Source organism: Hyphomonas neptunium ATCC 15444 (assembly GCF_000013025.1).
GTDB classification, from domain to species: domain Bacteria; phylum Pseudomonadota; class Alphaproteobacteria; order Caulobacterales; family Hyphomonadaceae; genus Hyphomonas; species Hyphomonas neptunia.
In genome coordinates this window covers 2251472-2276321 of record NC_008358.1, presented here as the reverse complement: position 1 = coordinate 2276321, position 24850 = coordinate 2251472, and the positions used below count along the sequence as shown (strand labels likewise).

At 58.5% G+C, this 24850-nt stretch carries 17 protein-coding genes and 1 pseudogene; 12 read left to right on the top strand and 6 right to left on the bottom strand.

What is annotated here, in order from left to right; genetic code table 11:
• Positions 1 to 11: 11 nt before the first annotated feature.
• The 3 genes from iolD to HNE_RS10780 form a co-directional block, all read right to left on the bottom strand.
• On the bottom strand, positions 12 to 1856 hold the full coding sequence (gene iolD, locus HNE_RS10790; protein WP_011647177.1) for a 3D-(3,5/4)-trihydroxycyclohexane-1,2-dione acylhydrolase (decyclizing): 1845 nt from the start codon (positions 1854 to 1856) through the stop codon (positions 12 to 14).
• Between the two features lie 18 nt (positions 1857 to 1874).
• Complete coding sequence (gene iolC, locus HNE_RS10785; RefSeq protein ID WP_011647176.1) at positions 1875 to 3788, bottom strand: bifunctional 5-dehydro-2-deoxygluconokinase/5-dehydro-2-deoxyphosphogluconate aldolase; 1914 nt, start codon at positions 3786 to 3788, stop codon at positions 1875 to 1877.
• A 142-nt stretch (positions 3789 to 3930) separates the two neighbouring features.
• Positions 3931 to 4761 (bottom strand): MurR/RpiR family transcriptional regulator, encoded by an 831-nt coding sequence (locus HNE_RS10780; RefSeq protein ID WP_011647175.1) that lies wholly within the window; start codon positions 4759 to 4761, stop codon positions 3931 to 3933.
• A 203-nt stretch (positions 4762 to 4964) separates the two neighbouring features.
• Here HNE_RS10780 and HNE_RS10775 point away from each other — a divergent pair, with 203 nt between their 5' ends.
• Together HNE_RS10775 and HNE_RS10770 are read left to right on the top strand one after the other, a co-directional pair.
• Complete coding sequence (locus HNE_RS10775) at positions 4965 to 7241, top strand: TonB-dependent receptor (protein ID WP_011647174.1); 2277 nt, start codon at positions 4965 to 4967, stop codon at positions 7239 to 7241.
• Between the two features lie 89 nt (positions 7242 to 7330).
• Positions 7331 to 8848 carry an alpha/beta hydrolase domain-containing protein gene (locus HNE_RS10770; RefSeq protein WP_156950315.1) on the top strand — a complete coding sequence of 506 codons (1518 nt, stop codon included), beginning with the start codon at positions 7331 to 7333 and terminating at the stop codon, positions 8846 to 8848.
• Positions 8849 to 8931: 83 nt separating this feature from the next.
• Here the strand turns inward: HNE_RS10770 and HNE_RS10765 are convergent, their stop codons facing one another.
• Positions 8932 to 10449 (bottom strand): sulfatase family protein, encoded by a 1518-nt coding sequence (locus HNE_RS10765; RefSeq protein WP_011647172.1) that lies wholly within the window; start codon positions 10447 to 10449, stop codon positions 8932 to 8934.
• Between the two features lie 162 nt (positions 10450 to 10611).
• Between HNE_RS10765 and HNE_RS10760 the strand changes: the two genes are divergently transcribed.
• From HNE_RS10760 to HNE_RS10725, 8 genes and pseudogenes are all read left to right on the top strand, one after another.
• Entirely contained in the window at positions 10612 to 12234 is a 1623-nt protein-coding gene (locus HNE_RS10760) for a solute:sodium symporter family transporter (RefSeq protein ID WP_035592197.1), read from the top strand.
• A gap of 54 nt (positions 12235 to 12288) precedes the next feature.
• Positions 12289 to 13788: a CoA-acylating methylmalonate-semialdehyde dehydrogenase gene (locus HNE_RS10755; protein WP_011647170.1), complete on the top strand. Its 1500-nt coding sequence runs from the start codon at positions 12289 to 12291 to the stop codon at positions 13786 to 13788.
• Positions 13789 to 13948: 160 nt separating this feature from the next.
• Positions 13949 to 14653, top strand: a pseudogene (locus HNE_RS19155) (IS6 family transposase).
• 553 nt (positions 14654 to 15206) lie between these two features.
• The gene (locus HNE_RS10745) at positions 15207 to 17387 is read left to right on the top strand and encodes a TonB-dependent receptor (RefSeq protein ID WP_011647169.1); all 2181 of its coding nucleotides are present in this window, start codon (positions 15207 to 15209) and stop codon (positions 17385 to 17387) included.
• Positions 17388 to 17398: 11 nt separating this feature from the next.
• The gene (locus tag HNE_RS10740; protein ID WP_011647168.1) at positions 17399 to 18535 is read left to right on the top strand and encodes a PepSY-associated TM helix domain-containing protein; all 1137 of its coding nucleotides are present in this window, start codon (positions 17399 to 17401) and stop codon (positions 18533 to 18535) included.
• Positions 18532 to 18714 carry a hypothetical protein gene (locus tag HNE_RS10735; protein ID WP_011647167.1) on the top strand — a complete coding sequence of 61 codons (183 nt, stop codon included), beginning with the start codon at positions 18532 to 18534 and terminating at the stop codon, positions 18712 to 18714. Before HNE_RS10740 ends, HNE_RS10735 begins: the two co-directional genes overlap by 4 nt.
• Positions 18715 to 18952: 238 nt before the next feature.
• Complete coding sequence (locus HNE_RS10730) at positions 18953 to 19351, top strand: DUF1636 family protein (RefSeq protein ID WP_011647165.1); 399 nt, start codon at positions 18953 to 18955, stop codon at positions 19349 to 19351.
• A gap of 97 nt (positions 19352 to 19448) precedes the next feature.
• Positions 19449 to 20936, top strand: coding sequence for a cobyric acid synthase (locus HNE_RS10725; protein ID WP_011647164.1), 1488 nt, complete (start codon positions 19449 to 19451; stop codon positions 20934 to 20936).
• A gap of 35 nt (positions 20937 to 20971) precedes the next feature.
• Here HNE_RS10725 and HNE_RS10720 read toward each other — a convergent pair whose 3' ends face one another.
• Both HNE_RS10720 and HNE_RS10715 read right to left on the bottom strand, forming a co-directional pair.
• Positions 20972 to 21961 carry a sterol desaturase family protein gene (locus tag HNE_RS10720; RefSeq protein WP_011647163.1) on the bottom strand — a complete coding sequence of 330 codons (990 nt, stop codon included), beginning with the start codon at positions 21959 to 21961 and terminating at the stop codon, positions 20972 to 20974.
• Between the two features lie 12 nt (positions 21962 to 21973).
• The gene (locus HNE_RS10715; protein ID WP_011647162.1) at positions 21974 to 23278 is read right to left on the bottom strand and encodes a metal-dependent hydrolase family protein; all 1305 of its coding nucleotides are present in this window, start codon (positions 23276 to 23278) and stop codon (positions 21974 to 21976) included.
• A 148-nt stretch (positions 23279 to 23426) separates the two neighbouring features.
• On the opposite strand from HNE_RS10715, the gene HNE_RS10710 reads away from it, so the two are divergent.
• Positions 23427 to 24335 (top strand): crotonase/enoyl-CoA hydratase family protein, encoded by a 909-nt coding sequence (locus tag HNE_RS10710; RefSeq protein WP_011647161.1) that lies wholly within the window; start codon positions 23427 to 23429, stop codon positions 24333 to 24335.
• A 27-nt stretch (positions 24336 to 24362) separates the two neighbouring features.
• Positions 24363 to 24848, top strand: a complete 486-nt coding sequence (locus HNE_RS10705; protein ID WP_011647160.1) for a CinA family protein — start codon at positions 24363 to 24365, stop codon at positions 24846 to 24848.
• The last annotated feature ends 2 nt before the right edge of the window (positions 24849 to 24850 follow it).

Sequence of the window (24850 nt, the reverse complement as noted above, 5' to 3'; positions counted from 1 at the left end):
AGTTACTCCTGTCAGTCTACGAATTGTTTTTGTGTGGCAGCGCGGTAGGCTTCAAAGGCTTCACGGACAGCCGCGCTTCCCGAGACTTCCGGGACGGCGACATCCCACCAATGGCCTCCCATATCTGTCGTTGCGTCGGGATTGACCGCAATGGAAATGAGGGTTGTGGCCGGGGCTGACCGCGCCCGGGCGAGCGCTGCTTCAAGTTCGGCAACGCTGGTTACCCGTTCGGAAATTGCGCCAAGGCTCGCCGCGTGGGCGGCAAAATCTATGACCGGAAGCGTGTCGTGAACCGTATCGCGCATCTGATTGTTGAACTCTGCGCTACCCGTCGAGCGCTGGAGCCGGTTGATGCAGGAGAAACCTTCAGAATCCAGAAGTACAATGATGAGTTTAAGGCCCATCATGACCGAAGTGGCGATCTCGGAATTGAGCATGAGATAGCTGCCATCACCCACCATCACGTATACTTCGCTGTCAGGGCAGGCCATTTTTACGCCCATGCCGCCAGCGATTTCATAACCCATGCAGGAGTAGCCATACTCCATATGGTACCCGCCAATACGGTCGGTTCGCCAGAGCTTGTGGAGCTCTCCGGGCAATGTGCCTGCGGCGCAAACGACTATGCTCTGATCGTCTGACGACCTGTCTACGGCTCCGATCACATCTGCATAGCTCGGTACTGGTTGGTTGATATCGGTGAGTGCCAATTGGACCGCCGCGCGCCAATCTTGATTGCGCGCTTGATTTAGGGTGATCCAGTCTGCGGCAATGCTTGTTGATTCGAGGGCTTCAGCCAAGAGTGTAAGGCCTCGGGCGGCGTCGCAAACAATTGGAGCAGCACCATGTTTCGAGGCGTCATAAGGCGCGGTATTCAACTGGAAGAGTTTGCGGCCGGGGCTGGAAAACAGCGTTCTGGAGCCTGTGGTGAAATCCTGCAGCCGCGTTCCGATCCCGAGGACAAGGTCTGCTTCGGCGGCAGCTGCATTCGCGGGCGCTGTTCCGGTCACTCCGATAGCGCCTAGGTTTTGGGGATGGGAGGCGGGAAGTGTGCTACGGCCCGCTTGTGTTTCGGCGACTGGAATACCGAGCCGGGCCGACAGCTCACTGAGGATTTGCGAGGCGCCACTGTAGAGCGCGCCGCCGCCTGCAACAAACAGGGGCCGCCTGGCGGCTTTCAGGGCGTCGATAAGAGCCTCCAGCTCGGCCATATCGGGATTTGGTTTCCGTATGGACCAGACGCGTCTGGAGAAGAAGGAGGCGGGGTAGTCATACGCTTCGGCCTGCACGTCCTGGCAAAGAGACAGGCATACCGGACCACAGCTAGCCGGATCGGTGAAGACTGACATCATACGGGGAAGGGCCGTCAGGATTTGTTCGGGACGCGTGATCCTGTCAAAATAGCGAGAGACCGGCCGGAAGCAGTCATTGGCGCTCACCGTGCCGTCCTGGAAATCTTCGATCTGTTGAAGGACAGGGTCTGGCCGCCGGTTTGCAAATATATCGCCAGGCAGGAAGAGCACCGGCAGCCGGTTCACATGCGCGAGTGCGGCCGCCGTGATGAAATTCGTGGCGCCGGGGCCGATGGATGATGTGCAGACCATCGCGCGGCGGCGAAAGCTTGCTTTCGCATAGGCAATCGCGGCGTGCGCCATGCCTTGCTCATTGTGCGCGCGGTAGGTTGGAAGTTCGTCTCGCACTGTATAAAGCGCCTCACCGAGACCGGCGACATTGCCATGCCCGAATATCGCCCAGACGCCGGCGAAGTAGGGAACTTCTTCCCCGTCAATCACCATATACTGGGCGGCCAGATAGCGCACCAGGGCCTGGGACATTGTCAGGTTAAGCGTTTCCATCCGTCAGTGTCCTCTCGCTCAGGGCGCCTGCCGGGACTGACGCCAACCGTCAATCAGCTGGCTGAAATTGCGGCGGAGGGCGAAAACGGCTTCGCCATCGTCGATTTCTCCCTTAAACCATTGCCGCGCGGGCTCCTGGAATATTGTTCTGCCAACCGCAAATCCCTTAATAAGGGGGAAGGCGGCGGCAACCTTGAAGCATGCCACCACGTCTTCGGCGGGCGCGGCAAGTCCCAGAAGTAGGATTCCGCGGCACCTCGGGTCCATTTCGTCGATCACGCGAGATGTCTCCACCCAGCTTTGCGCGCTGGCGGTGGCTTCGAGTTTCCACCAGTCAGGAAAGACACCCAGCTCATAAATGCGACGCATGGCGGAGCTGACGGTGGTGTCGGCCAGAGCGCCGTTTTGCGAACAAATAATTTCGAGCAGGAATTCTCGTTGTGTTTCCCGGCTGGCCTTGAAGGCCTCCTGAATTCGGCGCTCCTGAATGTTTTTGATCTCGGAAGGATCATCCGGATGATAAAAACACAGGCATTTAGCGACTTGGGACCGGGGCCATTCCAGCATCTCGCCCGTGACGGTCGATTGGCTATCGAAGTCAAGCGGCCGGGAGCCTGGCAGTTCGACCGCCCGGCCGACCCAGATTGGCAGGCCGCTGGCCGTAGCCAAGGCCCGGCTTCCGTATCGACCGTCCAATAGGATGCCAAGATCCACATCAGAAACATCCATCATCTGGAGGGCGCTGAGCGCGAGAGATTTGAATTCGGAGATTTTTTCAAGCGGGGCGGCGGCTTCCCGCGAGATGGCTTCTAGCTGGGATCGGTGATCAATGGCGAAGACTGCCAGATCCCGTTCGCGGGGGCTGCGGGTTGTGGTCCAGTGAATGTGCTCCAGGGCCGCGTCCTTGCGCAGAGCCAGATGCGGTGAACCATTCTCCAGAAACCAGGCGAGTTCTTCTGCGGTCGGAATAGCCGGGGCGCAGCCGTGGCGCGAGACCACGATCGCGCCGCAAGCGTTGCCAAGGCGGCAACACTCCTCAAGTGGTTTATCGTGGAGCCAGCCGCTCAGGAAGCCGCTCATGAAGGCGTCGCCGGCGCCTAGAACGTTGAACACTTCAACCTTGAACGACTGACCAGAGATGCCCTGATCCAGAGTTTGGGGGATCGTTTCCGGGAAGACGCTGCAGCCCAACGCGCCGCGTTTGCAAACGATCACTGCGTCCGAGAGGGCGCGAATAGCGTGCATCGCCGCGATGGTATCAGTCGTCCCCCCCAGGATGTGCAGTTCTTCCTCGGTGCCGACGATAAGGTCGCACGCCGGGATGAATTCCTGAAGGGTGGCTGTGACCTTGGCGTCAGAAACAAAGCGTTCCTCACCCAATTCCCGCGATGTCAGTCCCCAGAGGACGGGTCTGTAGTCGATATCCAGGATGATGCTGCAATTGCTTGCTTTTGCTGCTGTAATGGCTGCGCGGGATGTGGCCCTTGTCTGTTCCGTCGACAGATGAGTTCCGGTGATCAGGATGCTGCGGCTTTGCGCTATGAATGAGGTGTCGATGTCGGCTTCACACAGAGCCATATCGGCGCAGTTCTCCCGGTAGAATATGAGCGGGAAAGTGTCTTCATCCTGAATTCCGAGAATCACGAGCGCTGTTAGCCGCTCCTTGTCTGTAACAATGCCATCAGTATTGACACCCTCTCGCTGGAACTCGGTTTGCAGGAAACGTCCCATATGATCGCTACCGACCCGCGTGATAATTCCAGAGCGAAGCCCGAGCCGGGAGGCGCCCACCGCGATGTTGGCCGGGCATCCGCCGAGATATTTTGCGAACGAGTGAACATCTTCCAGATTGCCACCAACCTGCTGTCCATAGAGGTCTACGCCCGCGCGACCGATTGTAATCACATCAAGTGTGCGGCGAAGGTCAGTCATGCACTGAATAGTCCTATTGCAAAAATTTTCTAATTCTTATTCAAGTGCAAAATATATTTCAATCAGATCTCGCAAATAAAATGGGGAGCGGTCGGCGGCCGGGCTCTATTTTGCCGTTTCCCTCGGTAAGTGGTAGCTTGGATCAGGCCTTTGTGTCGCTGAAGGCGTAGGCAAGCACGATCGCTTGCGCCAAAGTCATCGATGATGTGAGGGTGCGGAAACCGCGGACCACCGGGTCGTGAACGATGAAGGGTGCGTGGGCGCCGGACACGACGGGGCTGACGTGGCTGTCGCTGATTCCCACGATTTTGAGTTTGTTGCGTTTGGCCTGGTCCAGCGTCGCCACGATCTGATCCGAGTAGGGATTGAACCCGATCGCAATCAGCAGATCGTCCTTATTGGCAAAGCTGATCTGATGCTCGTAAAGGCCGCCCGTACCATCAATGAAGATCGTGTTCTTGCGCAGTCTTTGCAGGGCGTATGAGAGATACGCAGCCACGGGGAAGGAGCGCTGGAAACCGGCAACATAGATTGTGCTGGCTGTCTGAATGAGCTTGACGGCAGTTGCGATTTCACTTGCGTTCATCGAGTGGCGCAGATCTTCCAGGCCGAGGATGCCGCATTCGAGCGCCTCGTCCAGCACGCTGGATACGTGGTTGGATTTTGCGTTGCTGGCCGGCGCCTTGTACCGGCGGATGCGTTCTTTGTAGCCGAGGGCGCCAGCGCTGTTGACGACTTCGTCCTTGAACAGTTTCTGAAGTTGCGAGGCGCCATCGAAACCCAAAACTTTGGCGAGACGCACGACCGTGGAGGGCTGAACACCCATGCGCTCGGCGACGACCGTAACGGTCTCCAGGCCAATTTCATTTGGGTGGTCGAGTATATATTGGGCCACGATCCTCAGCTGTTTGCTAAAGCCCTCATATTCTCTTTTTATCTGGAGCCTGAGCTCATCTGCGTTGCTAGCTGGCATGGTGCACGCTCGGTAACATGGATTTTCCAGTTCTGGAATATTCTTTTGAAGACGCGTCTCGCCGGAATATATCACACATCTGAATGAACGAAAAATTTCATTTTTCTAAAAAACGAAAAATTGCTTGACTTCCTCCGTGTCCCGAAAGAGGAACGTCTTCAGCAGGTGTTGCAGGAAACAGGCTTCACCATGGGAGGAAAATCATGAAATTTTTGCACGCTAGAAGTGTTTCTTGTCTCGCGCTTATCAGCGCGATTGGCGTAACGGGCATTGCGCCTGCGGCCTTTGCGCAGGCGGACTCCGAGAAGAAAATGGAGACTGTGACGGTCACAGCCACCCGGCGCGAACAGACACTTCAGGAAGTTCCCGTCGCTGTTTCGGTCGTTTCTGGCGACCTACTGGAATCGACCGGCACGGGGTCGATGGATGCTCTTTCGGACCTCACGCCAAGCCTGACACTTCTTAAAGGCAACAACGAATCAAACAGCTCCGTCAGCATCCGGGGCCTGGGCACGTCGGTCTTTTCTCAAGCTGTCGAACCCTCAGTCTCAATCGTGATTGATGATGTCTTGATGGCACGGTCGGGCCAAGGGTTTCAGGACCTGATAGATGTACAGCGCGTTGAGGTGCTGCGTGGGCCGCAAAGTACATTGTTTGGCAAGAATGCCTCGGCAGGTGTCGTGTCGGTCACGACCAGAGGCCCCTCCGAAACGCTGACCGGTGGCTTCGATGTGGAACTTGCAGAGGAAGACAGCTCCTATGCTGTGCGCGGGACTCTGTCGGGACCCATTTCCGATACGGTCGGCTTTCGCGTCAGCGCTTTTACCAACGACTATGCCGGGCATCTCCGGAACGTTGCCACGGGTGAGCGCGCCAACGGCAGCGATAGCTGGGGTCTGCGGGGCAAATTGCAGTTCGACATTACCGATCGTCTGGCGCTGACGCTCATCGGCGACTACCGGGAATCTGACTCCGAACCTGTGGTCACGGTGCGCACGGCCAACAATCCAGCCTACTTGGCGCAATTGGCTCCCGTGGTGCCGGGGCAGGAAAATACCGCCTTGCGCGCGAATGCCGACAGCTATGCAACGACCGAGCAGGCGGGCCTTTCAGCCAAGGCGGAATATACTTTCGACAACGACTTCACGCTGACCTCGATTTCGGCTTGGCGGTCTTGGGATTTTGCCAACAACCTGGACGTTGATGGCCTGTCCAATGAAAACCCGCTCCCAGGTGGCCTCCTGACTTTCGACCTCAACAGCGGCACGATCAATCTGAACCAATACACTCAGGAAGTTCGCCTCGCATCGCCCGATCTTGGAAATTTCGATTTCCTTATCGGGGCCTTTGCCTACCATCTCGATCTGGAGCGCCACTTTGAGCGGCGTTTGGAACTTATGACGCCTGGCGGCATGATCGCCCAGTCCGGGCAGTTCGATGGAAGCGTCGAGAACAACTACTATGCGGCGTTTGCCAGCGCGAACTACTATTTCAATGATCAGACCTCCCTGTTTGGGGGCGCGCGTCTTCTGACAGAAGAGGTCAACTGGGTGGCATTCCGTGATCCGACGAATGTGCTTGTTCCTGGCGATCTGCCGCTCACAGGTGTGCAAGGAATTCTCGCTGATTTCACGGGGGGCGTTAGCGACACAGCAGTCGTCGGAAACATCGGTATACGGCATTCTTTCAATGACTATGCCAATGCCTATGCGAGCTATTCTCGCGGTTACAAGGGTAAGTCGACGACGATTGATTTTGCGTCAATTCAAGGCGAAGAGCCAGTTGATGCAGAAGAATCCGACGCCTATGAAATTGGCCTGAAGCTTACCTCTCCGGGTGGGAGATGGGCCGCAAACTTTGCTGCTTTCCATACCCAGTTCAACAATTTCCAATCTCAGGCTCAGCTGCCGGGTGAGATCGCCACTGTACTGATCAACGCTGGTGACGTCTCGACCCAGGGCGTGGAGGCCGAGTTGATGGCACGGCCGACCGATCTCACCGATATCAGCCTGGGTCTGGCTTACATTGATGCCACGATTGATACATTCCCCTCCGGACCGTGCTATGCGGGCCAGACGGTGGCTGATGGTTGCGTCAATGGTGTCCAAGACCTTGCAGGTAAGGATCTGCCCTATTCGCCCGATTTGCGCCTGACTTTCTTTGGTCGCCAGACGGTACCTCTGGCGGCGATGCCGTTTGACGGATTTATTCAGGCCAGCGGTTACTGGCAGGATGATATTCTGTTTTCGTTGGATCAGTCCCCGATTGCCACGGGTGAAGCACGGACCATGGTCAATGCGGCGATCGGCGTTGAAGACAAGAATGGGCGCTACAATGCCTCAATCTTTGTCAACAACGTGTTCGACGAGCACTATGTGACATCGATCTCGCAACTCGGATTGTTCGGCGGCTTCACCTTCCAGTATGTGCCGCGCGATCATCAGCGTTACGTCGGTATCCGGTTCGGTGCCAACTTCTAGGGCCGATCTGGTGCGTTTCCTCCCAGCGTCCGGCGAGACTGGGTGCCGCCTCTAAGGCGGCACCCTTTTTTTGCATTCGATGGCTGTGAGTGGAGGGGTGGCGTACCTGCCCAGAGCAAAATATTCTGATTATCGGAGAACGAGACATGAAAAACGTATTCGGCCGGCGCCAAATCCTCAAGGCCTGTGCCCCCGTTATCGCCGCGCTGTCCTGGGTGAGCGCCTGTACGCAGATGCCTGCGCCAGCTCCGGCGGTGGAACAGATCGCCATGACAGGGCCGATGACTGGCGGTGACAAGGGGTGGATCTACCGCGCTCCGGTTCTTGACCTCGACGCACTTGGCTACGTTATGGAGGAATATCTGGTTTCGGGGGATGCCCGTTCCTTCAAGCTTGTCGAGGGGGCGCAAGCGCGTTTCGATGGGGGCTGGCAAACCGAAGTGGCTGATACGGCGCCCTTTACGACGCGGATCTTTGTGCTCCGCCCGGCCGATCCGAAGGACTATAATGGCGTCCTGCTCGCACACTGGCAGAATGTTTCGGCTGGGTTTGAGAACGGCGGGCCTTCGGGCGAAGAAATTCTCGGCGGCTATGCGTGGATGGGCGTATCAGCGCAAGCGATGGGGATCTACGGAAGACCGGGTACAGAGCAGTTTTCACTGAAGCAATGGGATCCGGCCCGTTACGGATCGCTGGATCATCCCGGCGACGCCTACTCATATGATATTTACACCAAGGCCGTATCGAGCGCGCTTGAACGCTCGGCGAGCGAACAGGCTGGCCCACTGGGGGGGCTCAAGACCGATACCGTGATCGCCGTTGGTGGTTCGCAGTCGGCCTGGCGGCTTGCCTCTTACATCAACGGGGTGCACCCGCATACGCAGGTCTTTGACGGATTTCTGCTTCTCGCTCATTTCGGTCTTGCCTCTCCTGAGGAGCTTTCGTCCGCCGAGCTTTTCGATTTTTCTGGGGGTGGAAAAAATGCGCGCTGGAGCCAGATCGCCGACCGGGGAGATGTCCCTGTTCTTGTCATAGATACGCAGGCCGAAGCGGTGATGCACTATCCGGCGCGGCAGACTGACACTGACAGTTTCAGATTGTGGGAAGTTGCCGGGGCGCCGCATACGCCGCCCTCGACGATAGAGCAGAAAGAGCTCAGCGTGGCCCGTGACGGTATTCCGTCGCAGGACGATAGTGGGAGAAACATTGTTGAGTGGGACTATGTGAAGGATGCGGGCATCCGCGCTTTGGTCAAATGGATTCGCGCGGGCGAAGCCCCGGCTAAATTTGAACCGATTGAGGTCGAGATGACGAGCCGGGGGCCTTCCTATGTCACGGATGAACTGGGAAATGTGAAGGGCGGAATCCGGCCTCCGGAAGTTGAAGTGGCGGTCGGCGTTCATACAGCCGGACTTCCCCAACCCAACCTGCTGGGCCGGTCTGAGCTATTCGATAAGGCGCGGTTGGTTGAACTCCATGGAAGCCGCGGGAACTTTATCGCAGCCTGGAACAGGTCTGTTGAAACGTTGAGCCAACAAGGGCTACTCCTGCCGGTGCAAGCCGATACGCTGAGGCAGCGGGCTAACGCATTCTGGCCCGAAGACTAGGCGCGCCGCTTTCAGATCAAATATAAGCCCGCCCGGAGTTGATCAGTCCGGGCGGGCTTTTTTTTCAGTTTCGCGAAGGACGACTACTCGCTATCCGCGGTCCATGGGCGCGTACCTTCTTCGCCTCGCTTTTCGCCCGGAGGATAGCGTTCCAACTGGTTTTCGACAGGCTCGACGCTTGCGGCTTGTTTCTCAGCCAGAACCTTCAGCTCCATGACGATCTCCGGGTGTTGCGCGGCAATGTTGAACTGCTCGCTTGGGTCTGCCTCAATGTCATAAAGCTCAGGCGTTTCCAGTTCGGTGCGGCCACTGCCACCGAAGGCGCCATAGGTGCTGAAATGCGCCTTATACTTGCCCTTGCGAACGGCAAAAACGTCCGTGAATCGGTAATAGTAGAGTGTTTCACGCGGGCTGCTCCCCTCAGAAAAGAGGGCAGGGCTGAGATCGAACCCGTCATACACGCGGTCTTCCGGGAGACGGGCGCCAGAAATGGCCGCGAATGTCGGCATAAGATCAAGCGCTGACCCAAGATCGGTAACGGTGCGCGGCGCAATCTGTCCGGGCCACCAGAAGATTGCGGGCACACGCATACCGCCTTCCCAGGTTGTACCTTTGCCATCGCGCAACATGCCGGCTGATCCGCTATGGGTTTTCATCGCCAGCCATGGGCCATTGTCCGAGGTGAAGATGACGAGCGTGTTCTTCTCTATCTTCATGTCCTTAAGAGCGTCGACTATTTCGCCAACGCTCCAGTCGAGTTCTTCAATGACATCCCCATAGGCGCCGCCTGCGCTGACGCCGGTGAAGCCCTCTGATGTGAACAGGGGCGTGTGCGGCATGTTGTGGGCTAGGTACAGGAAGAAGGGTTGGCCTTCCGCGTGGCTGGTTTCCATGAACTCGATTGCGCGTTCCGTGTAACGCTGGGTGAGGGTGAACTGATCGGCGGGACGTTCGATGATTTCCTCATCCTGCATGAGGGGAACGTCCCAGTTCTGAATATTAGGTGGCTCAAAGAAGAGATCTATCGACCAAGGTGTTTCGCCACCGCCAGGCATATTCATATCGTTACTGTAAGGGATGCCGAAATAGGATTGAAAGCCATGCGAGGTAGGCAAAAATTCTGGAAGGTGGCCCATATGCCATTTTCCGAATGCGGCCGAAACATAACCTTCCTGCTGGAGCAATTCGGCGATCGTGACTTCACTCTGCGGGAGACCGCCGGTTGATGTTGGGAAGAGCACATGACGGGCCTGTACCAAGCCAGCCATGCCGGATCTGACGGCCAGCCGCCCCGTCATCAGGCCGGCGCGGCTCGGAGTGCATACCGGCGCAGGCGCGTAAAAGCTCGTCCACTTCTGTCCCTCCATTGCCAGGCGGTCGAGATTGGGTGTGCGGGCGATGGGGCTTCCGAAAGAGCCGATGTCTGCATAGCCCATATCATCAACAAAAATCAGTACGATGTTGGGCTGCTCGGAGGCAGCGGCCTCTTTTTCGGCGACGGAATCGGGAGCGGGAGGAGGGGGCTGAACGCAGCCTGGCAACACGAATGTTAGGCTGAGTAACGCACCTTTTCCAAATGTTTGAAGCAATAGAGTCCGCATTTTGAATTCCTCCGCTGTCTGTCAACCTACTATGCCGGTCACATAAAAAACACGAAACAGAAAAATCAACTATTTAAATTATGAAAAAAACGTTCTAACAATCGGGTTGCGGACAGATACGGCAACTTATGCCGCGAACGACAGCAAGGCCACGATAAATCCATGTTCCTGACAGTGTCCACCTTCCTGTTCTTCACCGCCCTTGTTGCGTTGATCTCGTATCTGGCAACACGCAGGCACAGAATGGACAGCTCGGACGCCTATTTCCTCGGCGGGAGATCGCTGACAGCATGGATCATCGCGGGATCGTTGATGCTGACGAACCTTTCGACGGAACACCTCATCGGACTTAACGGCGATGCATTCAATCACACCTTTGCCGTAACGGCATGGGAAACGACAGCGGCAATTGCTATGGTGGTGATGGCACTTTTTTTCCTGCCGCGATACCTGAAGAGCGGCTTTGCCACGATTCCTCAGTTCCTCGCTGAGAGGTATGACGGGCAGACCCGGACCATAGCGACCCTGATTTTCCTCTTCTCGTATGTCGTCGCCATCTTGCCGGTTGTGCTCCTTTTTGGTGCAACCGGAATCGACAGCCTCTTCGACATTTCTGAACAAACGGGTCTATCACCAGACTTGGTCAAATGGATGTTGGTGTGGGGAATTGGCGCGCTTGGATCAATTTATGCCGTGTTCGGAGGATTGAGGGCCGTTGCCATCTCCGACACGGTGAACGGTATCGGATTTCTGATCGCAGCGTTGCTTATTCCCGCGCTGGCGCTCTGGATGATCGGGGACGGCAACCCGATGGCGGGGCTTGAAACCGTATACACTGCCGAAAAGCCAAAATTCGATGTAACAGGCGATGAGCCCGGCTCTTTCCTGCCCTTCAGCGTTCTGTTCACAGGCATGATCGTAAACCAGATTTTCTTCTGGTGCACCAACCAGTCGATTGTTCAGCGGGCGCTGGGCGCGAAAAATCTGAAGGAGGGACAGAAAGGGGTTCTAATCGCTGCGGGATTTAAGCTCCTCGGTCCGGCAGTAGTTGTCCTTCCCGGCATCATCGCATTCTACTTATTCAAGGATGATCTCTCCAAGGATCAATATCTGCAGGCTTATCCCATGCTGGTAAAGGCTGTGCTGCCTGATTGGCTTGTCGGGTTCTTTGCTGCTGTCATGGTTGGTGCTGTCCTGTCGACGTTTAACAGTGTTCTCAATAGTTCGGCGACGCTGTTCAGCGAGGGCATCTATAAATCTATCTTCAACAAAGAGGCCTCCGGAGAGCGTATCGTTCTGTCAGGGCGCGTATGCAGTGTTGTGCTGGCGTTGGCGGCGATGATTGCCGCGCCGCTAATCGACACGTCTGGCAGCCTTCATAACTATCTGCAGAAGATAAATGCGACCTTTTTCGGGCCCATGTTGGCAGTCATCCTGCTGGGGTTCTTTACGCGGCGGGTTCCCGCTCTTGCTGCCAAGGTGGTGCTGATCGGTGGCCCGGTCCTGTTCTTTCTGCTGGTGTTTGCTTTTGAGGGGCCGGTCCAGGCATTCCTGCGTGACCTGTTCCGAACGCCGTATGATATTCACTTCCTTCACTTGTTGGCCCTCATTTTCTCAGTGTCCGTAATATTCATGCTCGTGGTGGGTCTCGTTTCGCCAGCGCAGAAAATTTACAAGGCCGAATATACCCACGATGTCGACATAACTCCGTGGCGTCACGCAAAGGTAGTGGGTAGTGTAATCATTGTGCTGACGATAGGGTTTTATGCTCTGATGGCCCAGTAGGCTGGACTGAAACTGTCGTCACAACCCCATTTCGGGCTATTCAAGAGGATTATCATGTTGCGAGACATTTCGCATTTCGTGAATGGTGCACAGCTGCCGGGCCAGCGCGCTAATTGCCTGGCTGTCATGAACCCGGCGACTGGCCGCCAGGTGGCGCAAGTTCCGGTTGCGACCAGCAGCGAAGTGGATCTTGCCGTTGAGGCGGCCAGCAAGGCTTTCCCTGCCTGGTCGGAGACAACGCCGATCCGGCGTGCCCGTATTATGTTCCGGTTCCGCGATCTCGTCGAAAAGCACCAGGCCGACCTTGCGCGCCTCATCACCGAAGAACACGGCAAAGTCCATGAGGATGCTATGGGCGAGGTCATGCGTGGGCTTGAAGTTGTCGAATACGTTACAGGCATCCCGCACATACTCACAGGCCTGGCATCTGACAGTGTCGGGACGGGGGTGGATTGTTATGGCCTGCGTTTCCCCTTAGGCGTGTGCGCCGGAATTACGCCGTTTAATTTTCCCGCAATGGTGCCGATGTGGATGTTTCCCGTGGCGATTGCTTGCGGAAATACATTTGTTCTCAAGCCGAGCGAGAAGACACCCTCCGCGACGATGCTGCTGGCAGACTTGCTGAGGGATGCGGGCTTACCCGCTGGCGTATTTAACGTTGTTCATGGCGACAAGCCGACGGTCGATGCGCTCCTGGATCATCCTGATGTTGAGGCGATCAGCTTTGTCGGGTCGACGCCTGTCGCTGAGGCGATCTACGCGCGCGGAACGGCGGGTGGCAAACGGGTGCAAGCGCTCGGCGGCGCAAAGAACCACATGGTCATTATGCCGGATGCGGACATTGACGACGTTGCCGATGCGCTGATGGGGGCCGCATATGGATCTGCCGGAGAGCGGTGCATGGCAATTTCTGTTGCGGTCGCCGTTGGTGACGAAGTGGCAGAAAGACTGGTTCCGGCGTTGCGAGCCCGTATTGCCAATCTGAAGATTGGGCCGGGCAATGCGCCGCAGAGTGAAATGGGGCCACTCATCTCACAGCCGCACCTGGACAAGGTCACATCCTATGTCGGGATTGGAGAAGAAGAAGGCGCCCAGGTGATCGTGGATGGTCGTGGACGGGGCTTTGCGGAAACCAGAGATGGGTATTTCATTGGTCCGACGCTATTGGACAAGGTGGATGCGTCGATGCGTGTCCATAGGGAAGAAATCTTCGGCCCCGTTCTCAGCCTTATGCGTTGTCAGACCTTGGATGCCGCGATCACTCTCCTGAACAGCCATGAGTATGGAAACGGCGCAGCAATCTTCACGGCGAACGGAGAGGCCGCCAGACGGTTCACTCGGGATGTGCACGCCGGGATGGTTGGCGTAAATGTGCCTATTCCCGTGCCGGTCGCTTATCATTCCTTTGGCGGATGGAAGCGGTCCCTGTTTGGGGATCACCACATGCACGGCCAAGAGGGGGTGCGATTTTTCACCCGCCTCAAGACCATTTCAACGCGATGGCCAAAGTTAAACTCTGCGAGTAGCCAGTTTGCGATGCCGACACTTGATTGAGCGACGAAGGGAGCGTGTGCTGTCTCGCTTCCGGAGAATGCAAGTCTTCAGAAGTTCGTGTTTAATCGTACCTCAGCGCACAACGATTTTAATCTCGAAAGGGGTGATGTCAGCGGAACCGGGACTTGAGGCGGCCGGTCGAGGCGGTTAGCCTTGAAAAATGAGCCAGAACCCCTTCCGTTACTTCAAGACCTCGCCCGAGATTACCCAGCTTGGCGTGCTCATGTACGTCCGATTTCCACTTTCGTCGCGAAACGTAGAGGACCTGCTTCACGAACGGGGCATAGATGTCTGCCCCGAAAGCGTCCATCTTTGGGTCGATCGCTTCGGCACATACTTCGCCGATAAGATCCGTAAGCGGAGGTCAGAGGCTATGCGCCGGGTCAAGCAGTGGCGCTGGCACCTCGACGAGGTCTTCGTGAAGATCCGCGGGGAGGCGCACTAACTTTGGCGCGTTGTCGACCACGAAGGGGAGGTTCTGGAAGCGTACGTCACAAAAAAGCGGGACAAGTCTGCGGCGCTGAAATTCCTCAGAAAAGCGATGAAGCGAAACGGCAATCCGCATGTCGTGGTGACCGACAAGCTACGTTCTTAACGCGCCGCGATGAAGACGATAGGGAATGAGAAACGCCAGGAAACAAGTCGCCATTTGAATAATCGTGCTGAAAATCCGCACCAACCTTTTCGCCGCTGCGAGCGGGCAATGTCGCGCTTCAGGCGAATGCGAAGTCTTCAGAAGTTCGCCTCAGTCCATTCATCGGTACACAACCATTTCAATCATCAGAGAAACATCGATAGTAGAGCCAGGTTCAAGTTGCTATGCGACGCCGCTCTTCTAGAATGGCGCGAGCTTCTCGCTGCCTGAGGCCCGCTCGCGCGCGACTATCAGAGACGGGTTCGCATTCGTCTGACAGCACACTCGCTCCTGTTCAGCCAGGGCGGCGATTATTTGTCGTCGGCAATTTGATCTTGTGCATTGTGGGTCGCCGTTGCGACAGAAGCTCCAAATTAAGGGGCTGGGTCACAGAGCACCGGACTTCTCTGCCGTATGACCGTCAATGCTGCATTTGTTTGGAAACCTGATTGATCCCGAAACATAAGCCGACCTTTTGTAAAGTGCTGCACATTTTGCTGCACAAACTGCTGCACGTGGATTTTTACAATCCAATAAAAACAATGCATTATGCGGGTTGGGGCGGGGCTGGTAAGGACTTCCTCTCCGCCACTTGTGACCTCCGTCAGACGTTCAGGCAGGTAATAAATCTGAGCTGCGTGCCCTTCCATCGGCTGCGCGCCAGCCTACCCGGGACGTGAAAATATCATCCAGACGCATGCATTAAAATGTGAGCATCCCCCACCCTTGTATTGCAAATGAGTTGCAATTACAGACGGGATTCTACCAATTGGGAACCTCACACATGAAGCCGGTCATCTGGAAAACACTCGTCACTCAAACCGCGTTTTGCGCTCTCGCAGCCGCAGCACTCGCGCAGGAAGCGCCGCCATCCGATCAGGAGCGTGTGCTGGAAACAGTGATTGTGACGGGCAACGGGTCTCAGGTCGAGCTGCCGGACGCTTATGCCGGCGGCCAGGTTGCGCGCGGCGGACGGGCAGGGCTTCTGGGTAATCTGGATTTTCTGGACGCGCCCTTTTCCGGCACCGCCTACACAGCCGACCTCGTCAGCGCGCAGCAATCGGAAAGCGTCGGCGACGTTTTGCAGAACGACCCTGTTGTTCGTGTGGCCAAAGGATTTGGCAATTTCCAGGAGGTCTATGTCATCCGCGGTTTCCCGGTCTATTCCGATGACGTCACTTTAAACGGCGTATTCGGCATTCTGCCGCGCCAGTTCGTGGCGGCCGAATTGCTAGAGCGAGTTGAGGTGTTTCGCGGGGCAAACGCCTTCGTCAATGGCGCGGCGCCCGGTGGCAGCGGTGTGGGTGGGTCGATCAACCTTGTTCCCAAACGCGCGCCGCAGGATGGCATCCGCCGCGTCACCGCTGGATATGAAAGCGAAGGCCAGGCCTTCGGCGCGCTGGATATGGGCCAGCGTTTCGGCGCGGATGAGGCTTGGGGCGCGCGCTTCAACGCGGTGCTCCGCGACGGGGAGACGTCCGTGACGGATCAGTCCCGCAGCTTGACGGCGCTGTCGCTCGGAACGGACTATGCGGGCGACCGCTTCCGCTTCACGGCCGATGTCGGCTATCAGGACAACCGGATCGATGCGCCGCGTCCGCAGGTCTCGCCGCTGGCTGGCGTACCCGAGGCGCCCGACGCTGACACCAACTTCGCCCAGCCCTGGACGTATACGGACGAGCAACAGCTTTTCGGCGTCGTGCGCGGCGAATATGATGTGACAGATGCTGTCACCGTTTGGGCAGCAGCCGGCGCCCGGCAGGGCGAAGAAGCCAACGTATTGGCAAACCCCAATGCCGCTGCCGATGGCAGCATGACCGCTTACCGGTTCGATAATACGCGTGAGGATGAAGTATTCTCCGCCGATGCGGGCGTGCGCGCCGAATTCCCGACCGGCCCGATCGGCCACCGGGTGGTCGTCTCCGCCACGTCGACCCAGCTTGAGTCTAAAAATGCCTACGCCTTCTCGAGCTTCTCAGCGTCGTTTGCCACAGACCTCTACAACCCCGTGGCGGCGGCGCCACCGGCGGCTGACTTCTTCATCGGCGGTGATCTGGGCGATCCCCTGAAAACCGAAGCCGCGCGCACCCGGTCGATTGCCGTCGCCGACACGCTGTCTTTCCTCGATGGCCGCCTGCTGGCGACACTGGGTCTGCGCCATCAGGAGATCGAGACGGCTTCCTATGACTATAATTCCGGCGCCGCACTTTCACGCTATGAGGATAGCAAGGTAACGCCGGCCGTGGGGCTCGTCTGGAAAGCCAGCGACCGCATGTCCCTGTTTGGCAACTACGCCGAAAGCCTTCAGCCGGGCGCCATAGCGCCGTCAACCAGCGGCGGCACGGTGATCCTCAATGCGGGTGAAGTGCTCGAGCCGTTTACCGGCGAACAGATGGAAGCGGGTATCAAATATGATTCCGGAAGCTTCGGCATGACCGCCAGCGTTTTCCAGCTCACCCGCCCGAACGCCATTGTTGTGGATCAGGTTTTCCAGGCTTCCGGTGAGCAGGAAAATCAGGGGGTCGAGCTGACGGTGTTCGGAGAGCCGGTCGAATCCGTTCGTTTGATCGGCGGCCTGACGCTGATCGATGCGGAGTTCTCCAAAACACAAGGCGGCGTGAACGAGGGCAACACCGTGATCGGCGTTCCGGAGGTTCAGGCAAACATCAACGCCGAATGGGATGTGCCCGGCATTGAGGGCTTAGCGGTGGATGGCCGTGTTACCTATACCGGCGAGCAATATGTAAACGAGACGAATACGGTAGATCTCGATAGCTGGGCCAGGCTTGATTTCGGCGTCCGCTATGCGCTCCAGGTTGCGCAGCAGGATGTGATGTTGCGGGCCCGGATTGAGAATGTCTCGGATGAAGCGTATTGGGCCTCTACGGGCGGCTTCCCCGGTGCCAATTATCTTATTCTTGGCAATCCGCGGACCTTTACGGTTTCGGCCTCCGTCGATTTCTAGAGGAGACGGCATTGAAGGCATCGACGATCCGCGCATGGAGCTGGGTCCACAAATGGACCAGCCTGCTGTGTACGGTATTCCTGCTCATGCTCTGCGTGACGGGACTGCCGTTGATCTTCCATGACGAGATCGACGATGCCCTCAACCCTTCGCAATGGGCCCCCGCCAATCCGGGCGCCGAGCCACTGGCGCTGGATGAAATCCTGTCCATCGCTCTTGAAAACCGGCCCGGCGAAGTGCCGATCTTCCTCAGCTTTGACATCGACCGGCCGGTTGTGAATGTCACCTCGGGGCCAACAGCGGACGCGCCGGGGTCGCAGATGTTTTTTGCATCCTACGATCTGACCAGCGGCAATCTCGTGCCACCAGCTGATGTCGGCGAGAATGTGATGGAGTTCATTCTCCAGCTGCATACGGATATGTTCCTCGGATTGCCGGGCATGTTGTTTCTCGGGTTCATGGGGCTGTTGTTCGTTATCGCAACGGTGTCCGGCGTTGTTCTGTATGCGCCGTTCATGCGGAAGCTGGAGTTCGGCACAGTCCGGCGTCGCCAGTCACAGCGCCTCAAATGGCTGGACTATCATAACCTTCTCGGCATCACGACACTCGCATGGGTTCTGCTCGTTGGGGTGACCGGCGTGGTCAACACGCTTGCCACCCCCATCATTGATGGCTGGAAAAACCACGAGCTCGCCGATCTGATCGAGCCTTATAAGGGCCAGCCTATGCCGGAGGCGTTTACGTCGCTGGATTCTGCCGTGGCACAGGCGGTGGACGCGGCGCCCGGCATGCAATTGCAGTTTGTGGCTTTCCCCGGCAGCAGCTTTTCCACGAATTACCACTATGCCGTGTTCCTGCATGGGGATACGCCGCTGACGGAGCATATGATCACGCCCGTTATTGTCAGCGCGGCCGATGGCAGTTTTGGCGGCAAGCGTGAAATGCCCTGGTATGTGAAGGCGTTGTCTCTCTCTGGCCCTCTGCATTTTGGCGACTATGGCGGCCTGCTGCTTAAACTCGTCTGGGCAGCGCTGGATCTGATCACCATCGTCATCCTCGCCAGCGGGATATATCTCTGGCTGTCCCGCCGCTCCCAAAGCGCCCGCACGGCCGCGAACCAGACGGAAACCTCTGAGGTTGCCGCGTGAAAAAAACCAGAACCTTGCCGCTGCGCCGCGTCTTCCTGATCCCTCTGGCGCTGTTTCTCATCAGCTTCACGGGTCTTGTCTGGGCCCTGCTGGTCGATGGTCTGCCGGATGTATTCGCCGGTATTGCCGTGGCGGTGAGCGTGATTGTTCCTGGCTGGTTTGTTCTGCGTCGCAGGTGACGGGCCGATATGGCCTTCGATGCTCTGCCTTGAGAATATTTTTGTCAGCCGGGAAGAAGTGAAGAAAGCGTCGCGCCTCGCAGAGAAGCTGATATTCGGATAGGAAATCTGAAAACAGGATGCGGGTAGCGCGGTCTTGTTAAAGGGGCCTGGGTGCTTGATTTTTTCGCCGCTATCCTTGATCCCGCAATCTGGCCACGCGCCAGCTTCATCCCTCGGCCTGTAAAGTGACATCTCCATGCTCAAGCCTGCTTCTGACGCCGCCATAGTGGTCTGCTCAACCTGCCGCTTGACGGAAACCGGGCGGGAAAATGAAGAAGGCAAAAGCGGCGGAGCGTTGCTCGCCGAAGCCATCCGCGCCGAAGCGGCGCGGCGCCCGGAGTCCATCGCCATCGAAGACATGCCGTGTCTTTTCGCCTGTCAGCGCTGGTGCGCGGTCCACCTGCGCGCCGAAGGCAAGATTTCCTACGTGTTGGGCGATTTCAAACCCACTGCCGAAGCGGCCGCTGCCATCCTCGACTATTTTCAGCACTACCTTGCCAGCGAGCAGGGCGTCGTGCCCTACAAGAATTGGCCCGAAGGCGTGAAGGGGCATTTCATCACGCGCTCACCGCCCAGTGGAAAGGTCGTAGGCTGATCATGCCGCGATTGACGGCCCTGCGCCGCTTGGCGGCTAGGATTGATGCCGCGTGCGCTAGCAGTTGCATCACGCAATCCCCCAAGGAACACCTCAAATGACCGCTCGCGCTATCATGATCCAGGGCACGGGCTCCGATGTCGGCAAATCGCTCCTCGTCGCGGGGTTCTGCCGCCTTGCTGCGCGGCGCGGGCTTTCCGTTGCGCCGTTCAAGCCGCAGAACATGTCCAACAATGCTGCTGCAACGGCGGATGGTGGCGAGATCGGCCGCGCCCAGGCGCTCCAGGCCCGCGCCTGCGGCCTTGATCCGCAGACGGATTTCAATCCCGTCCTGCTCAAGCCCCAGTCAGACTGCACGGCGCAGGTCATCGTTCACGGCCGCCCGACCGCGACGCTTGAGGCGGCAGACTATATGGCCCGCCGGGACACTCTGCGCGGCGCGGTCCTTGAAAGTTTCGCCCGCCTCACTGCCCGGTTTGATCTGGTCATCGTCGAAGGTGCCGGCAGCCCGGCCGAAATCAATCTCCGCGACCGCGACATTGCCAATATGGGGTTTGCCCGCGCGGCCGGTGTGCCTGTGGTTCTGGCCGGCGACATTGACCGCGGCGGGGTCATCGCCGCGCTCGTTGGCACCAAAACGGTCATCGATCCTGCCGACGCTGCCATGATCCGGGCCTTCCTCATCAACAAGTTCCGGGGCGATCCCGCTCTGTTTGAGCCCGCGATGGCAGACATCGAGCGGATGACAGGTTGGGCCGGCCTCGGCATTGTCCCCTGGCTCAGCGCCGCTGCGCGGCTGCCTGCCGAGGATGGCGTAGCCCTGGAGCAGATGCGGCCCACCGGTGGCGGCAGGATACGGATCGCCGCGCCCATGCTGTCACGCATCGCCAACTTTGACGACGCAGATCCTCTCCGCGCCGAGCCGAGTGTGGATTTCTTCTTCGTCCCGCCGGGGCAGGCGATCCCGCGCGATGTGGATGTGATCCTCCTGTTCGGCACAAAGTCGACCCTAGGAGATATGGCGTTCCTCCGCGCGCAAGGCTGGGATCATGACATCCTCGCCCATGCGCGCACGGGCGGGCGGATCCTTGGCATCTGCGGCGGCTATCAGATGCTGGGCCAGTGGCTCTGCGATCCTGAAGGGGTGGATGGCGCGGCCGGTGAACTGCCTGGCCTCGGCCTTCTGAAAACCGATACCACCATGCAGGGGGAGAAGACCGTTCGCCCCGTTACCGGACAGTGTGCCCGCACCGGCCTTCCCGTTTCGGGCTACGAAATCCATGCCGGCCTCACGCGGGGGCCAGACGCTGCCCGTCCGTTCCTGCATCTTCCCGAAGGGCCGGATGGAGCCATCAGCCCGGACGGGCGCGTTGAAGGCACATACGTGCATGGCCTATTCGCTCAAGACGCCTTCCGCGCCGCCTGGCTGGAAAACGTGCGGGCAGGGGCCTCGTCAGACGCCGCCTATGGTGCCTCGGTGGAGGCCGCTCTGGATGAACTGGCAGACGGTCTTGAGGCGCATCTTGATGTGGATCGCTTCTTCGCCCTCGCGGCGGCGCCCGGCTGGCGGGGCGCTCCATCCTGACCTCCAGGGGGAACCATGAGAGGCCCAGGGCGGGATCAGTGCTGACCGGATTTGTCCAGATTTGTCCGGATTTGTCCTGGTTGTGACACGTGCAGTCCCGCTGGCAATCCGGGCTGTCCGGCTTGTTCCGGATGTGCCGCGACAAATGCCTGCTTCAGCTCCACGGAGCGATTGTGCGCTCCATCAGGGGTCCAGCCCGGCGCATTCACCGCCCGGCCCATCCAGCGCCACGGCCGCAGGCCGTCGCTTGCACAATCCCTCAGGAAGCCTCCAAACTCATGGAAGGCGATGGTGAAAGGATTGTGGGTCGATAGCTGTTTGACGATGCCATAGCTCGGCTTGTCATCTTCCCGCTCGGGCACAAACGTCCCGAACATCTTGTCCCATATGATGAAAACGCCGGCATAGTTGGTGTCGAGGTAACGCGGATTGGTAGCGTGGTGGACCCTGTGATGAGAGGGCGTGTTCATCACGGCCTCAAACCAGCGGGGCATCTTGTCGACCGCCTCGGTATGTATCCAGAACTGGTAGATCAGGTTCAGCCCGCCCGCCAGCGCCAGCACATAGGGGTGGAAACCGATCCATACGAGCGGCAGCCCCACCAGGATCAGCCCCGTAAACGGCCCAAACCAGGGCTGGCGCAGGGCAGTCGTCAGATTGTAGTGCTGCGAGGAGTGGTGGGTAACGTGCTCCATCCAGAACCAGCGCATCCGATGGGCGAAGCGGTGCTTCCAGTAATAGATCAGATCGTACACCACGAAGCAGAGCGCAAAGCTCCACCAGGCAAACGGAATGGTCGCCACCCGGTAGGGCCAGGCCAGCATCATCATCCAGAGCGCAATCGTGCCCGTCAGCGTATTGACGACAACATTGCCCAGCCCCATCGACATCGACGCCAGGGCGTCCTTCGTCTCATAGCGGCCCTTGGCCCGTCCGGTTTTCACTGCCCACCATTCCCATGCAACCGACGCCACGAAGACGGGGGCCGCCAGCGCGGTGACATCGGGAAAGGGCGTGAACTCCATGATGGCAAAGCCCTAGAATGACGGGGCCTGCGGCGCGCCGTCCTGCTTGTAGACGACCCCGCCCTTCATCACGAACTCCACATCGGCAAGGCGTTGCATGTCGGCCAGCGGATCGGCGCTGACGGCCACGAAGTCTGCCTTGCAGCCCACATCACCGCAGCCGACTTCGCCAGTCTTGCCAAGCGCTTCTGCCGCAAAGGACGTACCCGCCCGCAACGCCTGCATCGGCGTCATGCCGAACGTCACCATGCGCGAGAACTGGTTGCCATTGAGGCCATGGGGATAGACGCCTGCGTCTGACCCGAACACGACCTTCGCGCCCGCCTCAACAGCGGCGGTAAAGCTCGCCCGCTGGCGCGCCGAGATTGAGCGCTCCTTGGCGAGCGACTCTTCCAGCAGCCCGTTCTTAGCGCCTTCAGAGAGGATGTATTCGGTATTGTAGATGTCCATCGACAGGTAAGTGCCGTGTTCCACAGCCAGCTGGATCGTTGCCTCGTCCATGATCGAGCCATGCTCGACCGTATCAACGCCCGCGATAATTGCATTGCGGATGCCCACGGTGCCGTGGGCATGGCTGGCCACTTTCAATCCGCGGGCATGTGCTTCTTCCACGATAGCCTCGATTTCCTCGATCGTGCCTTGGGCCGCGCCCAGGGCCGTGCCTTTGGAGAGGACGCCGCCCGTTGAGCACGTCTTGATGAGATCAACGCCATATTTGATGTTCTCGCGAACCTTGGCGCGCATTTCCCAGGGGCCGTTGGCAACGCCTTCACCCTTCAGGCGATACTCGGAAGGCAGAAGGTTCGTATCCGAGCAGTGCCCTCCCGAAATCCCAACCGGCGGGCCAGAGACGAGCAAACGTGGCCCAGGCACTTCACCCGCATCAATCGCCTCGCGCAGGGCCACATCCCCATAGCTTTCGGCGCCCAGATTACGAACGGTTGTGAAGCCCGCCAGCAGCGTCTTACGAGCGTTCTTCACACCCTTGATGGCCATGCGCTCATCCGAGAGGCTGAGGGAATAATAGGGCCCGTCTTCCGCGTCGCTGGTCAGGTGGACGTGCATGTCGATGAAGCCCGGCATCAGATACGCCGCGCCCAGATCCACCGTTTTTGCCCCGCGCGGTGCCTTGAGGCTGGACTTCGTTCCGCGCCCTGTCACCGCCCCGTCTTCGATCACGAAAGCGGCGTCCCGCACGGTTTCGCCGGAAACGGGGTCAACAAAATGCCCAGCCGTGAGGTAAACCGTTTCAGCTGACGCAGCGCCGCCGGCGATCATGAAGGCCGTTGCAACTGTGGCGAGGGCGCGTGTGAACATGGACAACCAACTCCTGTATTTTCCGTCATGTTATGTGACTGTTCTGCGGTGGTGGGGGCTGCCGCGTCAAGCACCTCGGCGCGCTTGACGAACCTAAGGGAAGGAGGGCCTTCTCAGGCGGGAAACACATCACTGGAGGAAATTGACGATGGCACGGCCCAAGGAATTCAAGGAAATCATTCTCGACATCGAGGACGGCGTCGCCACCCTCACGCTGCACCGTCCCGACAACATGAACGCTTTCACCGGCACCATGATGTACGAAATGATCGAAGCCTTCGACATCACCGACGCCAATGACGATGTGAAGGTCGTCATTGTGACCGGCCATGGCGACCGCGCTTTCTGCGCCGGCGCAGACCTCTCTGCAGGTGCCAAGACGTTCGACTATGACGCCCGCGCAGGCGACGGCGAAAAGGGCCGTACCGAGTCGATTGACGTTCAGCGTGATGGCGGCGGCCGCGTTACCCTGCGCATCTTCGAAAGTCTTAAGCCCGTAATCGGCGCCATCAACGGCGCGGCTGTCGGTATCGGCGTGACGATGCAGCTGCCGATGGATATTCGCATTGCGTCTGACAAGGCCCGCTTCGGCTTCGTGTTCAATCGCCGGGGCATTAACCCGGAAGCGGCGTCCAGCTGGTTCCTGCCGCGCCTTGTCGGCATCCAGCAGGCGCTGGAATGGTGCTACACCGGCCGCGTCTTCCCGGCGGATGAAGCCCTCAAGGGCGGCCTTGTGAGCAAAGTTGTTCCGCATGCAGACCTGATGAGCGAAGCGCGCAAACTTGCCCGCGAGATCGCCGACAATACCGCGCCGGTTTCCAACGCACTGACCCGCCAGATGATGTGGCGCATGCTGGGCGCGAGCCATCCGATGGAAGCGCACATCGTGGATTCCGCGGCCATCTATACTCGTGGCAAAACACCAGATGCCAAAGAAGGCGTGATGAGCTTCCTCGAGAAGCGCCAGCCGACCTATCCGGTCAAAGTGTCGGATGGCATGCCCGGCTTCTTCCCCTGGTGGGACGAGAAGGAATTCGAGTGGATCGGCAACAAGTGATTTCAGCGGCAAAGGGGCAGTAGGGCCATGCAGACTTTATTGCCTCTTGCCGCCGAGATTGGCGACATCCTGAAGGCGCGGCGGGAAACCGTCGCGATTTCAGAATCTTCAGCAGGCGGGTTGATCTCCGCTGCGCTACTTGCCGCGCCGGGCGCGTCACGGTTTTATCGGGGCGGCGGGGTCATCTATACCCCGCAGGCCTTCCGCGGGCTTTTGGGCCTGACACGCGAAGCGTTGGGCGACAAACGTTCCTCGTCGGAACCCTACGCGCGCCTGCTGGCGCAGACGATCCGCACCAAGCTTGAGGCCGATTGGGGCCTCTGCGAAACAGGCGCCTCAGGGCCTACCGGCAATATGTATGGCGACGCGGCGGGGCACACATGTGTGGCGCTCGCTGGGCCGGGCGGCATTCTGGTCTCGCGCACGCTGGAGACCGGCATTTCTGACCGGGAGGCGAACATGCGCCTGTTTGCAGCAGAGGCGCTGGACCTGCTGAGGGCAGGGCTGGACTAAGC

Coding starts and splice junctions, on each gene's coding strand:
- iolD (WP_011647177.1), bottom strand. CDS start 1,856: ATGGAAACGCTTAACCTGACAATGTCCCAGGCCCTGGTGCGCTATCTG.
- iolC (WP_011647176.1), bottom strand. CDS start 3,788: ATGACTGACCTTCGCCGCACACTTGATGTGATTACAATCGGTCGCGCG.
- HNE_RS10780 (WP_011647175.1), bottom strand. CDS start 4,761: ATGCCAGCTAGCAACGCAGATGAGCTCAGGCTCCAGATAAAAAGAGAA.
- HNE_RS10775 (WP_011647174.1), top strand. CDS start 4,965: ATGAAATTTTTGCACGCTAGAAGTGTTTCTTGTCTCGCGCTTATCAGC.
- HNE_RS10765 (WP_011647172.1), bottom strand. CDS start 10,449: ATGCGGACTCTATTGCTTCAAACATTTGGAAAAGGTGCGTTACTCAGC.
- HNE_RS10760 (WP_035592197.1), top strand. CDS start 10,612: ATGTTCCTGACAGTGTCCACCTTCCTGTTCTTCACCGCCCTTGTTGCG.
- HNE_RS10755 (WP_011647170.1), top strand. CDS start 12,289: ATGTTGCGAGACATTTCGCATTTCGTGAATGGTGCACAGCTGCCGGGC.
- HNE_RS10745 (WP_011647169.1), top strand. CDS start 15,207: ATGAAGCCGGTCATCTGGAAAACACTCGTCACTCAAACCGCGTTTTGC.
- HNE_RS10730 (WP_011647165.1), top strand. CDS start 18,953: ATGCTCAAGCCTGCTTCTGACGCCGCCATAGTGGTCTGCTCAACCTGC.
- HNE_RS10725 (WP_011647164.1), top strand. CDS start 19,449: ATGACCGCTCGCGCTATCATGATCCAGGGCACGGGCTCCGATGTCGGC.
- HNE_RS10720 (WP_011647163.1), bottom strand. CDS start 21,961: ATGGAGTTCACGCCCTTTCCCGATGTCACCGCGCTGGCGGCCCCCGTC.
- HNE_RS10715 (WP_011647162.1), bottom strand. CDS start 23,278: ATGTTCACACGCGCCCTCGCCACAGTTGCAACGGCCTTCATGATCGCC.
- HNE_RS10710 (WP_011647161.1), top strand. CDS start 23,427: ATGGCACGGCCCAAGGAATTCAAGGAAATCATTCTCGACATCGAGGAC.
- HNE_RS10705 (WP_011647160.1), top strand. CDS start 24,363: ATGCAGACTTTATTGCCTCTTGCCGCCGAGATTGGCGACATCCTGAAG.